Genomic DNA, 13732 nt, shown 5'->3' on the forward strand with positions numbered 1-13732 from the left:
TGCGCGCTTGTTGCCGAATCGGCAAGCCAGCTTTTGGCACGAACCGGACCAGTCGGGCCGGTCTGGCGAAGTCCATTGATTGGGGCAGACCGGAAGTCACCGGCTGAGGGTCAACACGGCGCTTTTGACCCGCAGCGGATCCCAGCACGTCGCCAGGCGACGCGTGAGTGCCCAAACTGGCGCGCGGCGACAATATCCGATCCTTAGACGAAAGCGTTAGCATCTAGTCCTGCGAACCTCTCAAGTTAGGCTCAAGAATACGCGGGGCCGTTTGCGCGCATTAACGTCCCGTTAGTTTCATCTCCTGAAATCCTCACCCACCAATCAACCAACCGTTATTGCAACCGCTGATAGACAGAAGACGAATCCCTCAAGGCTACGTGTTCATGAGCCTCGCTGCCGCACTGATTTACTGGGTCATCATCGCACTCTGGCTTTCTGTCCTGACACCGGTGTGCGTGGCGTTTGTCCGCAACCCCCGAACCTTTGGTGCGGTGCGCCTGTTACTGTCCGTTATCGTGATCGACACCGGTCGGAATATCATCGAGAACCTGTATTTCGGTTTGTACTTCGGCGGTCAGTACGGACTGTTTCCGGCCTCCATTGTCGGAGTGCTGGGCAATCCTACCTACCTCATTCTTCCGAAGGTGATGAACGTCGTGGCGGCTAGTGCGGTGTTCGGCCTACTCGTGTTGCGATGGCTTCCTTTGGCCTCGAAAGAACGCGCTGACGCCGATGCGACCGTGCACGAGAAGATGGAGGCCTTGAAGCAACTGGCCCACTTCGACCAACTGACGGGCCTGCCCAACCGCGTCAGCCTGCATAAGGATATCGACACGATATTGAGGGAACGCGCAGGCAATCCCGCCCATCCGATCACGGTCGCGATGGTCGATCTCGACGGATTCAAGGACGTAAACGATACACTTGGTCATGCGGTTGGTGACAAACTTCTGCAGGAAGTCGCGGGACGGCTGACATCCGTATTGGATGAGAACCGCGTTTATCGGTTGGGCGAACACGAATTCGTCCTTCTGCTTGAGAATTGCGGCGATCCATCGGTTGCGGCCGACGTCGTGGAGACCATCCTGAAACGCCTTACCGCGCAATTTGAAATCGATGGTCACCAATTGTTCGTCACCGCGAGCTTTGGCCTTGCGATTGCACCGGCCCATGGTTCGAACGTCGATGATTTGCTCGCCAATGCCGACCTCGCGCTCCATGACGCGAAAGCGGCTGGTAGTCAGTCGTGTCGGCTCTACGTCCCGACCCTGCGCGCGCGAGCTAACCGTCGCCGCGAACTCGATACGGAGCTGCGGCGTGCATGCGCTAACCAAGAGTTTGTCATATATTTCCAACCTCAGGTGAGATCGCGCGATGGCGCCGTGATTGGTGCTGAAGCCCTGCTTCGCTGGCACCATCCGGAGCGAGGCCTTTTGGCGCCGGGAGCCTTCATCGACGCGCTCTGCGAAAGCGCGGTCGCGATTGAAACCGGCCGATGGATCCTCACCGACGCGTGCAAGACAGCGGCCAGTTGGCGCGCGAAAGGCCTCCCGCCAATTCGCATGGGCGTGAATCTCTTCCCCACCCAATTCCGTAACGGCTCACTGCTGCAGGATGTCGAGCAAGCCTTGTCCGAAAGCGGCTTACCTGCCGATGCCCTCGAGCTTGAAATCACCGAGAACATTGCGCTCGGTCGTGAGGAAGGAACGCTGTCACCGCTGAGAGCATTGCGAGCGCGAGGTGTAGGCATCGCTTTCGACGATTTCGGCACGGGCTACGCCTCTCTCAGCTATTTGACCCGTTATCCGCTCACGCGGATAAAGATAGACCGGAGCTTTATCCAGAAAATCGGTGCGCATTCCGCCGCGGAGGACACCGCTATCGTGCGTTCGATCATCGTGATGGGACGCAACCTTGGACTTGAAGTTATCGCCGAAGGCGTCGAAACCACGGCCCAAGCCGATTTTCTAAGGGTGGAAGGTTGCTCGGAATTGCAAGGGTTCCTGTTCTCTAAGCCGCTTCCGGCCGACGCATTTGAAAACTATCTGCGATCAGCCATATTTTGCGGACCTGAAGTCGGCTCGCGCCGCTTCGTTCTGTGAGCGGCCAATAAGTTGCCGAATCGATCGAGTTCGCTTGCGTTCTGGGTCGCCAAGCGAGACTCTGCGGCAGCGGGCGGCGCGCCCGAGGCCGAACGCGCTGATTGCCGATTGGGAAGTAGCGAATAGCCGTTTTCGCCACTTCCGGATTTGGCCCAAAGCGGCGGCCCCGGAATGTCGCCTCTCGCGCCGCTATTGGGCGCTAAGCAGAGGTGAGCCTGAAAGGGTCTCGTTGCTTTGACGAGTTCACGCTCTAATCCGCCTCCGCGCTCGCGAAGCGGACGCCGAACGTGTCGGCGTTGGCTTCGCCCCAATCGTAGAGCGCCTGCAGCATCGGCTTCAGCATCTCGCCGCGTTTGGTCAGGCAATAGTGCGAGGAGCCGCCGCCGCGCTCCTGCTTGACGAAGCCTGAATTGCAGAGATCGCGCAGGCGCTCCGTCAACACCTTGTCGCTGAGCTGCGGGATGTCGTGGCGCAATTCGCCATAGCGCATCGGCCGGAGCTTCAACCGGCTCAGGATCACGGTCTTCCATTTGCCGCTGAGCTGATCAATCGAGAACTCGACCGGGCAACCATATTTGCGCTTGGTCTTGCGGATCATCGCAACCCTCCCGCGGCACTTTCCATCTGGTTCGTTGAGAGCCGCCGTCGATCCATCTAAGCACGCTTTGCACGGGTTGGGCGAGTTCAGGGAGATCATTGCAAGGCATGACAGAGGACAGTTCCGCCCGAGGCCCGAGCGACCAGCAACACAAGCGCAAGCGCATCATCGTCAGACGCAACGGGCCTTACGAACCCGACCCCGGCATTCCCGTTGTCGATCATCTCGGTGTGCCGATCGCAGCCGAAGCGCCGGTGCGGCTCTGCCGCTGCGGGCAATCGCAAACCAAGCCGTTCTGTGACGACAGCCACGTCACGCGCGGCTTCACCGACGCCAGGGATCCGCGGCGCGTGCCCGACAAGCTCGAAATCTATGCGGGGCAGCAAGCCTACGTGTTCGACAATCGCGGCACTTGCGCGCATTCCGGCTTCTGCACCGACCGGCTCAACTCGGTGTTCCATCTCGGCAAGGAGCCTTTCATCGCGCCGAGTGGGGCGCGCCTCGACGACCTCATTAATGCGGTGCGCAGATGCCCATCGGGCGCGCTCGGCATCGGCATTGGCCCGGCGCGGGATGCCAACCTGTCCGACGTCGAGCGGCCGCCGCAGATCGAAGTGTCGAAGGACGGTCCCTATCGCGTCACCGGCCAGGTCGAACTGGTCGACGAGGATGGCGCGCCGGTCGCGCGGAACGCGGGTGCGTCACTGGAGCATGTCAGCCTGTGCCGCTGCGGCTCGTCGCTGAACAAGCCGTTCTGCAGCGGGATGCACTGGAATGTCGCATTTCACGATCCCGTTCCGGATCCGATGCGCGAGCCGACGCTGTTCGAATGGGCCGGCGGCTATCCCGCGCTGCTCGACATGACGCGCATCTTCTACAGCCGCTATGTGCCGGAGGATCCGCTGCTCTCCCCGCTGTTCGCCGAGATGTCGCCGGATCATCCCGAACGGGTGGCGGCGTGGCTCAGCGAGGTGTTCGGCGGGCCGCGCTTCTACACCGAACGCTATGGCGGCTATCGGCGGATGGTGTCGCAGCACATCGGCAAGGAGATCAGGCCGGAGCAGCGCGCGCTGTGGGCCACCTACATGGTGCAGAGCGCCGACGATGCCGGGCTGCCGTCCGATCCGGAATTCCGCGCCGCCTTCGTCGCCTATATCGAATGGGGCTCGCGGATCGCGGTGGAGAATTCCGGCACCGGCGCAAAACCGCCGCCGAACATGCCGGTGCCGCGCTGGTGGTGGGTCTGCAACGCAACGCCCGCCGCGCGGCCGCCCGCAATCGCAAGCGATACGCAGGCCGCAAACCAAGTCAGCAGCACACCGCCCGGTCCAGATGAAGCGGTGCAATTCGAGCAGCACATCCGGCCGCTGTTCCGGTCGATGGACCGCAACTCGATGCTGTTCGCCTTCGACCTCTGGAAGGAGGCGGATGTCACCAAGCACTGCCGGCAGATCCTGGCTCGGCTGGAAGCCGGCACCATGCCGTGCGACGGCGCCTGGCCGGCCGAACAGGTGGCGCTGTTCACTCGCTGGGCCGATGCGCGGGACGCACCGACCGGATCGTGAAGCCACGCTCCGGACAGACTGGTTGAACCCGCCTCGCCGGCGTGCTGCAATCGCCGCAGAAGGCGGGTTTCTTTGGCGATGCGACAGTGTCCAATCGGTTTGCTGGTTCTGGCTGGTGCACTTGCGTTGAGCGATGGGCCGGCAGCTGCGGATTCGCTCGTCATCAACGGCACGACACGAACATTCACGTTGCAACCTCCGGCCGCGAAGCCGGCGCCGCTCGTCATCGTGCTGCACGGCAAGACCCAAAGCAGTGCCGACATGATCACGCGGACGTCGTGGCCGTTGATCGCCCGGCGCGACGGCTTTGCGGCGGTCTATCCCGATGGGTTGAACCATGCCTGGGCCGACTCCCGGCCGGACCAGCGGCGTGCCGGCAATCCGCCGCCGGAAGGCACCGACGACGTCGCCTTCATCACCCAGTTGATCGCGAAGCTGGTGGGCGACGGCATTGCCGATCCGAAGCGCATCTATGTCACCGGTATCTCCAACGGCGGCGCGATGGCCATGACGCTCGCCTGCGAACGCGCCGACCTGTTCGCCGCGGCGGCCAGCGTCGTCATGAACCTGACCGATGAATCCGCCCGCGCCTGCCGGCCCGCGCGTCCGGTCCCGATGCTCCTGATGAACGGCACCGTCGACCCGCTGATCCCCTATCAAGGCGGCCGCGGCACCAGCTATTTTGCAGTCGACGGGTTCTGGTCGACCGAGCGCACACTGGAATTCTGGCGACGTGTCGATGGCTGCGAAACCAGGGACGCCGCAACCACTGACCTGCCCGACCGCAATCCGTCCGATCAATCGACCGTCACGCGAATCGACTCGGCCTGCCCGCAGGGACGTGACGTCGTGCTTTACCGCGTGAATGGCGGCGGTCATCGCATGCCCGGCCACTTCCCGGACGCGCATTTTACGAAGTTGGCGGCGATGCTGCTCGGGCCCCAAAACGGCGACATCGACGGCGCCGACACGATTTGGGCGTTCTTCGCGCGATTTCCGTGAGCGGTGCTGCAAATTGTGCAGTGGCGGTGGTCGCCGTGACAGGCTAGAGGGTTGGTTCTGATCAAAATCAGAACCAACCTCTCGATCTCTTGTCTTGACGCGTTTTCTTCACGCGAACCGGTAGCGACTTCGCTTGAAAACGCTCGAGACAGTGCCCGCCAGTCAAGTGGAGACCCAAATGAGCATTCAGCGTTTCGAAACCGGCCCGCGCATGAGCCAGGCCGTCGTGCACGGCAACACCGTCTATCTCGCCGGCGTCGTCGCCGGCAAGGCCGCGGGCGGCAGCGTCACCGACCAGACCAAGGACATCCTGTCGATCATCGACGGCCACCTCGCCAAGGCCGGCACCGACAAGTCGAAGCTGCTCAGCGCGACGATCTACATCACCGACATGAAGACGTTCCCGGAGATGAACGCGGTGTGGGACGGCTGGGTCTCGGAGGGTAACACCCCGGCCCGCGCCACCGTCGAGGCCAAGCTCGCGGCTCCGCAGTACAATGTCGAGATCATGGTTGTCGCGGCGAAGTAGGCGCGACGCAGGTCATCGCGACAGATGCCCCGGATTGCAAATTGCAGTTCGGGGCATTTCATTGGCACCTCATGCGCTGATCCGCGATCGCTCGGCCGCAGCCTCACCGAGATCGGACTGAAGCCAACGCGCAATCCGACGCCACGAACCAGCCAGAGCCTTGCAGCCCATGAACAGGCCGAGGTGACCACACGGCTCGATGCCGCGTTGCAGCCACGCCGGCAGCGTGCCTAACAGCCCGATTGTCGCAAAGGCCTGATCGGGTGGAACGACGATGTCGTTCTCTGCCGCGAGCACGAATACTGGCAATTTCACTGCAGCCAGATCGATTTTGCAACCAAGCGCGACGATGTCTCCCGCCGCGATCCGGTTCTGGCGAAAGATCCAGTCGGTCACTTCCAGGTAGTAGGTGCCCGGCAGATCAAGCGTCTCGTCGTTCCAGCGCGTGAAGCGTTCGAGCAGCGCCCGTGCATCCTCCGGCTCGCCGTCGAGTTGCCGCTGCAGCGCCGCTTCCACATCAAGCGTGCTGAGCGGGAGGCTCCAGATCTGCAGCATGTTCTTGCCGCTGACGATCCCCTCTCCTTGACGCACCATTGCCTCGAAGCTTTGCTGCGGAAGCGAGGCGACCATCTTGGACAGTTCGGATGGCACCGAGACGTCGACCGGGCTGCCTGCAAGCACGAGCCGCCGTACCTTTCCGGGAAAACGTGCTGCATAGAGCAGCGCCAGCCATCCGCCCTGACAGAGGCCAGCAAGATCGACGGGCGGCCCGATCGTGTCGACGGCCACGTTGAGATCGGACAGATAGGTGTCGATCGAGAAATATCGCATCTCCGGTGCCGCCGAGAGCCAATCCGTGAGATAGAGACGCGTAATACCCGCGCCCTGTAACGCCTCCATCAGGCTGTGGCCAGGGGCAAAATCCGCTATCTTCGCACGATGCAGCGCGTAGGGCGCGCAGACCAGCAGCGGCTGGCCTTCGACCGCGTTCGAGAAGTCCAGCAGGCGCATCGACGGCAATTGCAGCGCGACCGAATTGGCTGTCGTCCACGGCAGCGCCGCGACTTCGCCCGCCGCATCTGTCGGCTCGGGCGCGCGACTGGGGTACCACTGCGAGTAGATATCGAGCGCCAACCGCGTGGCTTCAAACGGCCATAGCCAAGCGTGCTGCACCCAGTTGGGGCTCGCACTTCGTTCCGCTGGGTCCGCCTTTTCGTGCAAGCTCATTCACCGATTGATCGCCACCGGGATAGTCCGACCGGCACGGGTCGAAGCCTTGACCCTGATCAAGAACCGACGAATTCACGTTGATCACTTTACGCCAAAACCGCCAGGACGGCAGCCAGGCCGGGACGTCACGATCTCGCGATCCCGGCACGGCTTGCCGCCAGGCGGGGACACCGCCGCGTTAGCGACTATGCGGCACGCGCCGCGGTCTTCTCCGCATCGAGCCTGCGCGCGAACAGCCAGCGGAAATAGGTCAGCGGCGCATCGGCGCCGATCGCAAGCAGCTGATAGTCCGGATCGACGTCGAGCACCTTCTGCTGCGCCTCGATGAAGTCCTTGTCCTCGTTGAAGGCCTCCTCGAGGGAATGCCGCAGCGACAGCGCGATATTCGGATTGTCGATGTCGAAATCGTGCAGGTAGTTCCAGAAGAAGTGCGTGGACGAGCGCGTTTCCGGCGTCATGAACTGCGCGTTGCGGTATTGCCGCGTGCCCGGAACCTGAACGCCCTTCTCCACACCCTGCCCGGCCGGCGCAAATGTCGTGTCGAGCGTGAAGATACCCGGCACGATCATGCGGCCGATATTGCGACGATCGACCTTGTCGTCGCGGTTGGAAATAACCTTCTTGTGGTAGGGCGGCGCGTCGGCGCCCATGTGCCAGCGCTCGACACGGAATCCGTCGTCCAGCTTCTCGATCGCGACCGGCTTGGTCCTGTAGGCGTATTCCTCGGAACCGCCGAGCGTGTTGGTGTGCACGAAGGCGAGATGCGCGAAATCACTGAGGTTATCGACGATCAGGAGCCAATTGGCCTTGTAGTGCATATAGCCCGGCAGGCCGCGCCATTTGGGATCCTCGAGCGGCGGATAGTCGAGGATCAGCTTCGGATCGGCCTTCTCGGGATCGCCGGTCCAGATGAAGATCATGTTGTAGCGCTCGACCACCGGATAGCTGCGGACGCCGAGCTTGGCGGGGATCGCGTCCTGACCCGGGATCTGGATGCACTTGCCGTCGGCCGCGAACTTCATGCCGTGATACATGCACCTGATGTCGTCACCCTCGACGCGCCCCATCGAGAGCGGCGCGGCGCGATGGCAGCAACGGTCGTCGAGCGCGACCACCTTTCCGCTGGCGCCGCGATAGAGCACGATCGGCCGCTCCAGGATGGTGCGCGCCAGCTTCTTGCCGTCGATCAGCTCGTGGTTCAGCGCCGCCACATACCAGGCGTTGCGCAGGAAAATTCCGTCATCGGCCATGTCACCCTCCCAATGCACTATTGCTTGCAATGAGGTTAGGTGATCTCGGTCATCGGGATAATCCGATTTGGCTGGACACACTGTACCGCTGGATGGACAATCGGCCATGGAATGGCGCGACTGGGAGGTGTTTTGCGAGGTTGTCGAGCATGGCGGCTTCACCGCGGCCGCGCGCGTGCTCGGACATCCCAAATCGAGCCTCAGTGCTGCGGTGCAGCGTCTCGAGGCCAATCTCGGGCTGCGGCTGATCGAGCGGACCACGCGGCATCTGCGGCTGACCGATTCCGGCGAGACCATCTATCGCAAGGTGCGCCCGCTGTTCGCCGCGCTGCACGACACCCATAGCGAGGCGCTGGCGATGTCTAGCGCGGTCGCCGGCACCCTGCGCATCAAGGCGCCGTACGAATTCGGCGCGCATCACGCAGGGCCGGTCGCCTGCGCCGTGATGGGCCGCTATCCCGAGCTCGCGATTAGAATCGATGTCGAGCACGACATCGTCAACCCGATCGCCGAAAATTACGACATCGTGTTCGCGATGCTGGAGGCGCCGCTGCCGTCGGCCGGCATCGTGATCCGCCGCGTCTTCACCCTCGAGCGCGGCCTGTTCGCGGCACCGGCGCTATTGGAGAAATTCGGCGAGCCGCGCACGCTGGACGAATTGAGAAAGCTGCCGCTGCTGACCGGTCCCAGCGATCCGCCATGGGCGATCACCGCACCCAGCGGTGTGGTCGAGCATCTCGCGGTGGATCGCGCGCGGCTCACAAGCTCGAATGCGCATGTCCGCCTGCAGGCGGCGCTCGCCGGCCATGGCGTGCTGCGGGTCACTGCGAGCTACACCCGCGCCGCGGTCGCGGCCGGCGAGTTGCGGCGGCTGTTGCCGGACCACGCCTGCGAGCCGCTCAACGTGCACGCGCTGTTGCCGGCGCGGCAATTCGTCCCGGCCAAGGTGCGATGCTTCCTCGATGCGATGGAGGCGCACGCGCGCGGTGATCCGGAGGCTTACATCAGGCCGTGACCGCTGATCGGCTCAATTTTGGCCGATCACCATTTTCTCGGGAACCTGTGCGGCCGGTTGGCATCCAATGGTAATATACCGCCAACAGTGAGGGTGATCCCGCCATGCGCCAGGCCCGTGTAACGTCCCTGCCGCCGATCCGCTCAGGCGATGCCGAGCTCGTGCAGCGCGCGCTTGCCCGCGACGAGGCCGCGATCCGTGCCATCATGCAGGCGAATAATCGCCGGCTGTTCCGGCTGGCGCGCGGCATCCTCCGCAACGACAATGAGGCCGAGGATGTGGTTCAGGACGCCTATGTGCGCGCCTTCACCCATCTGGACCAGTTCCGGGGTGACTCCAGCCTCTCGACCTGGCTGTCGCGGATCGCGATGAACGAGGCGCTCGGCCGCCTGCGCAGCAAACACGCAAGCGTGGAGTGGTCCGAGCTGCCGAAAGGCGCCGTTGAAGCCCAAATCATCCCGTTCCCGCTATCGTCAGCGGACGATCCGGAAAAATCCATGGCCCAGCGCGAAATCCAGCATGTTGTCGAGCACGCGATCGATGAGCTGCCCGAGGCGTTCCGGCTCGTCTTTATCACCCGCGTGATCGAGGGCATGAATGTCGAGGAGACCGCGGATATCCTCGGCCTCAAGCCGGAGACCGTGAAGACCCGCCTGCACCGCGCCCGGACCATGCTGCGCGACAATGTCGAGCGCAAGATCGGCCCCATCGTGATGGAGGCCTTTCCCTTCGCGGGCCGGCGCTGCGAGCGATTGACCGAGGCGGTTCTGAAACGGCTCGGCGTCACAGTATAGATTTTTGGGAACCTCCGGCCGTCCGCGCCATCCAACTCCTGTGCAAGCAACGACGTGCCGTGCGCTACGCCCGGCTCAAACAGGAGTGTCAAACCATGTTCGTTCGATTGAGCATCGCGGTCGCCGCGCTCAGCGTTCTCACCGGCGCGGCGCTGGCCCAAGGCGCCAAGCTGACCGATCCGCAGATCGCGCACATCGCCTACACGGCAGGTGTGATCGACATCAACGCCGCCAAGCAGGCGGAGACCAAAGCTTCCAACAAGGAGGTCAAGGCGTTCGCCAAGGACATGGAGCGCGACCATGAGGCGGTGAACAAGCAGGCGCTCGACCTCGTCAAGAAGCTCAAAGTGACACCGGAGGACAACGACACCAGCAAGGCGCTGTCGAAGCAGGCGGCCGACAAGCTCGCCGAGCTCGGCAAGCTGAAGGGCGCAGCCTACGACAAGGCCTATATCGACAACGAGGTCGCCTACCACAAGACCGTCAACACCGCACTGGAGACGCAGCTGATCCCCTCCGCCAGCAATCCCGAGCTGAAGAGCCTGCTGCAGACCGGCCTGAAGATCTTCCAGGGCCACGAGCAGCATGCCGAACATGTTGCGGCGAGCATGAAGTAAGGAGACGCGCGATGACGCCCGGACGCTATCTCGCAACGCTCGCTTTGCTCGTGCTTGGCGCGATGGCCGTCCCGGCGCATGCGGCCATCATCCAGATCGTGATGGAGAATTTGGTGATCTCGCCGGCCGAGGTATCGGCCAAGGTCGGCGACACCATCGAATGGGTCAACAAGGACGTGTTGGCGCACACCGCCACCGCGAAGAATGGCGACTTCGACGTGACGATTGCGCCGAACAAGACGGCCAGGTCGGTTCTGAGCAAAGCCGGTACTGTCGACTATTACTGCCGTTACCACCCCAACATGAAGGCGGTGCTGACCATCGCGCCATAACTTGCGCGATGACCTCCGAGGTAATCGATCGGCGCAGGCGAACCTTCGATAGTCCGGACAGCCGCACAGTCCGGCCCATCAGAAGGAGAGCAGCATGACCGACCACACGACCATCGCCCGCCGCTATATCGAACTCTGGAACGAGCGGATGCCGAGCCGGCGGCGCGAGATGCTGAGCGAGAACTGGACCGCCGATGCGCGTTATGTCGACCCGATGATGAGCGGCGACGGCCATGACGGCGTCGACGCGCTGATCGCGGGCGTGCAGCAGAAGTTCCCGGACTTCACCTTCAGGCTGATCGGCGAGCCGAACGGCTTCGGTGACCATGTCCGCTTCTCCTGGGGCCTCGGGCCCGACGGCGTCGACAGCCCGATCAAGGGCACCGACTTCGCCATGCTGAAGGACGGACGGATCAGGAGCATCACCGGCTTCCTCGACCAGGTGCCGGGCGCCTGACGCGATTTCCCACGGTCGTCATTCCGGGGCGACGCGCAACGTCGAGCCCCGGAATGACGAGGGAATGGGCCTCCTTGGCGCGAAACGCCATGACTAGCGCCTGGCGCACCGCTTCCACGCCGGCAATGTCGCTGCTAGTCTTCCCGAAACACAGGGAGGACGCCATGAAGGCAGATTTCGCCTTCAAGACTTCGGTCGTCAGCGACATCACGCCGGCGCTGCTGGCGATCGGGCGCGACAGTTTTCCGCAGGCCCTGATCGGCGCGCTGCGCCGCATCGCCGGTGTTGGTCACTGCATGGTGTTCTCGTTCACAGGCCCGCGCTCCGCCGCGTGCCTGCTCGACGTCGGCAACATCCCGACCGGGCGCGACCTCGGGATCGCCTATTCCGAACATTTCCATCAGGCCGACCCGAACCGCGATGCGGTGTTCGAGGGCAAGGCGCAGGCCGTGCCGATCGTGCTGCCGACCTTCGCCCGCCGGATGTACAGCGACGGCTACCGCAAGATTTTCTTCGACGATTCCGACATCGTCGACAAGTTCGCCTCTGCGATCTGGACCGGCGACACCTGCTTCTATGTCAATTTCTACCAGATCACCGCGCAAGGCCGCTTCAGCCGCGAACAGATCGCGCGCCTGGCCGCGGTCGCGCCCGCGTTGACCGCAGCCGTGGCGCGGCACTTCCAGCGCGACCCGGCAGCGGATGCCGATCCGATCGCGCGGCTGAAGACCCTGTTTGCGACCGCCGAACCGCTCGCCAGATTGACCGGCCGCGAGAAGGAGGTCTGCCAGGGCATCCTTTCGGGTCTCAGCTCGGAAGCGATCGCGGCCGAGCTCGGCATCGGGCTACACTCCGCCCTCACCTATCGCAAGCGCGCCTATGACAAGCTCGGCATCTCCTCGCAGAACGAGCTGTTCGCGATCGCGCTGCGCCTGATGGCGTCGGCACGCCAGCTGAACTGACGAGCCTGAGCGGCCACCCCCTCTGTCCCCAACCGTGGGGACAGACCGGTCGCGTGTGCCGGCCTATGCTTGGTTCGAAACCTGAGGCCAACCTGAGATCACGTCGTGAGCACTGCTCCCCATTTCGACATCGATGTCCCCGCCTTCTGGCAGGACCCCTATCCGACGCTGGCGCGCATGCGCAAGGAGGCGCCGATCGCCTTCGTGCCGCAGCTCGGCAGCACGCTGCTGTGCAACCGCGACGACATCTTCATCTCCGAGAAGCAGATCGACGTGTTCTCGTCACACCAGCCCGAGGGGCTGATGAACAGGCTGATGGGCCACAACATGATGCGCAAGGACGGCGATGCGCACATGAACGAGCGCAAGGCGATCTTCCCCGCGGTCTCGCCGAAGACCGTCAGATCGCACTGGACCGCACAATTCGCCGGACACGCGACGCGCATCCTCGACGAGTTCACGCCGGACGGCGTGGTCGATTTCGTGCAGGCCTTCGCGCTGCCATTCTCGGCCGAATGCCTGAAATCGATCACCGGCCTCACCAACATGCGCTTCCAGGACATGAATGCGTGGTCGCAGGGCATGATCGACGGCATCGCCAACTACACCGGCGATCCCGCGATCGAGGCACGCTGCCATGCGGCGACCTCGGGCATCGACGCCGCGATCGACGACATGGTCCCTAGGCTGCGTAAGACGCCCGACCTCAGCCTGCTCGGCGTGCTGCTGCAGACCGACATGCCGATGGAGAGCGTGCGCGCCAACATCAAGCTCGCGATCTCGGGGGGCCAGAACGAGCCGCGCGACGCGATCGCCGGCACGGTGTGGGCGCTGCTGACCCATCCGGATCAGCTGGCGCTGGCGACGAGCGGCGCGATCCCCTGGTTACAGGTGTTCGAGGAATATGCGCGCTGGATCTCGCCGATCGGGATGTCGCCGCGGCGGATCGCAAAGCCCTGGACGATCAGGGATGTCGCATTCGAGACCAACGAGCGCGTGTTCCTGATGTTCGGCTCGGCGAACCGGGACGAGAAGCATTTCGACAGGCCTGATGCATTCGACGTGCGCCGCGACGCCAGCAAGAGCATCGCGTTCGGCGCCGGTCCGCATTTCTGCGCCGGCGCCTGGGCCTCGCGCGCCATGGTCGCCGACGTCGCGCTGCCGGCGATCTTCGACAGGCTGAACAATCTGCGCCTGATCGCGGACAAACCGCCCCGGATCGGCGGCTGGGCGTTCCGCGGCCTGCTGGATTTGCCGGTGACGTGGGACGCGTAGG

General features: G+C 63.5%; 14 protein-coding genes. 11 read left to right on the forward strand and 3 right to left on the reverse strand.

What is annotated here, in order from left to right:
• Positions 1-386 precede the first annotated feature (386 nt).
• A complete protein-coding gene (locus ACVIGB_RS28080; protein WP_456720198.1) occupies positions 387-2105 on the forward strand; it encodes a putative bifunctional diguanylate cyclase/phosphodiesterase in 1719 nt (572 codons plus the stop codon).
• Positions 2106-2355: 250 nt separating this feature from the next.
• Here the strand turns inward: ACVIGB_RS28080 and ACVIGB_RS28085 are convergent, their stop codons facing one another.
• The gene (locus ACVIGB_RS28085; protein ID WP_456720197.1) at positions 2356-2703 is read right to left on the reverse strand and encodes a winged helix-turn-helix transcriptional regulator; all 348 of its coding nucleotides are present in this window, start codon (positions 2701-2703) and stop codon (positions 2356-2358) included.
• 107 nt (positions 2704-2810) lie between these two features.
• Between ACVIGB_RS28085 and ACVIGB_RS28090 the strand changes: the two genes are divergently transcribed.
• The 3 genes from ACVIGB_RS28090 (at position 2811) to ACVIGB_RS28100 (ending at position 5799) form a co-directional block, all read left to right on the forward strand.
• The gene (locus ACVIGB_RS28090; RefSeq protein WP_456720196.1) at positions 2811-4268 is read left to right on the forward strand and encodes a CDGSH iron-sulfur domain-containing protein; all 1458 of its coding nucleotides are present in this window, start codon (positions 2811-2813) and stop codon (positions 4266-4268) included.
• A 78-nt stretch (positions 4269-4346) separates the two neighbouring features.
• Positions 4347-5270: an alpha/beta hydrolase family esterase gene (locus ACVIGB_RS28095; RefSeq protein ID WP_456720195.1), complete on the forward strand. Its 924-nt coding sequence runs from the start codon at positions 4347-4349 to the stop codon at positions 5268-5270.
• A gap of 178 nt (positions 5271-5448) precedes the next feature.
• A complete protein-coding gene (locus ACVIGB_RS28100; RefSeq protein ID WP_028339041.1) occupies positions 5449-5799 on the forward strand; it encodes a RidA family protein in 351 nt (116 codons plus the stop codon).
• 69 nt (positions 5800-5868) lie between these two features.
• Here ACVIGB_RS28100 and ACVIGB_RS28105 read toward each other — a convergent pair whose 3' ends face one another.
• Together ACVIGB_RS28105 and ACVIGB_RS28110 are read right to left on the reverse strand one after the other, a co-directional pair.
• Positions 5869-6933 carry an alpha/beta fold hydrolase gene (locus ACVIGB_RS28105; RefSeq protein WP_456720194.1) on the reverse strand — a complete coding sequence of 355 codons (1065 nt, stop codon included), beginning with the start codon at positions 6931-6933 and terminating at the stop codon, positions 5869-5871.
• Positions 6934-7214: 281 nt separating this feature from the next.
• The gene (locus tag ACVIGB_RS28110; protein ID WP_456720193.1) at positions 7215-8279 is read right to left on the reverse strand and encodes an aromatic ring-hydroxylating dioxygenase subunit alpha; all 1065 of its coding nucleotides are present in this window, start codon (positions 8277-8279) and stop codon (positions 7215-7217) included.
• Positions 8280-8385: 106 nt separating this feature from the next.
• Here ACVIGB_RS28110 and ACVIGB_RS28115 point away from each other — a divergent pair, with 106 nt between their 5' ends.
• The 7 genes from ACVIGB_RS28115 (at position 8386) to ACVIGB_RS28145 (ending at position 13731) form a co-directional block, all read left to right on the forward strand.
• Positions 8386-9294, forward strand: a complete 909-nt coding sequence (locus ACVIGB_RS28115) for a LysR family transcriptional regulator (RefSeq protein ID WP_456720192.1) — start codon at positions 8386-8388, stop codon at positions 9292-9294.
• 104 nt (positions 9295-9398) lie between these two features.
• A complete protein-coding gene (locus ACVIGB_RS28120) occupies positions 9399-10088 on the forward strand; it encodes an RNA polymerase sigma factor (RefSeq protein WP_456720191.1) in 690 nt (229 codons plus the stop codon).
• 95 nt (positions 10089-10183) lie between these two features.
• Complete coding sequence (locus ACVIGB_RS28125) at positions 10184-10705, forward strand: DUF4142 domain-containing protein (RefSeq protein WP_456720190.1); 522 nt, start codon at positions 10184-10186, stop codon at positions 10703-10705.
• An 11-nt stretch (positions 10706-10716) separates the two neighbouring features.
• Positions 10717-11037 (forward strand): cupredoxin domain-containing protein, encoded by a 321-nt coding sequence (locus ACVIGB_RS28130; protein WP_456720189.1) that lies wholly within the window; start codon positions 10717-10719, stop codon positions 11035-11037.
• A 94-nt stretch (positions 11038-11131) separates the two neighbouring features.
• The gene (locus tag ACVIGB_RS28135) at positions 11132-11494 is read left to right on the forward strand and encodes a nuclear transport factor 2 family protein (RefSeq protein ID WP_456720188.1); all 363 of its coding nucleotides are present in this window, start codon (positions 11132-11134) and stop codon (positions 11492-11494) included.
• 164 nt (positions 11495-11658) lie between these two features.
• A complete protein-coding gene (locus ACVIGB_RS28140; RefSeq protein ID WP_456720187.1) occupies positions 11659-12456 on the forward strand; it encodes a helix-turn-helix transcriptional regulator in 798 nt (265 codons plus the stop codon).
• Between the two features lie 105 nt (positions 12457-12561).
• The gene (locus ACVIGB_RS28145; protein ID WP_456720186.1) at positions 12562-13731 is read left to right on the forward strand and encodes a cytochrome P450; all 1170 of its coding nucleotides are present in this window, start codon (positions 12562-12564) and stop codon (positions 13729-13731) included.
• Position 13732: the final 1 nt, after the last annotated feature.

This window comes from Bradyrhizobium sp. USDA 4341 (genome assembly GCF_054063755.1).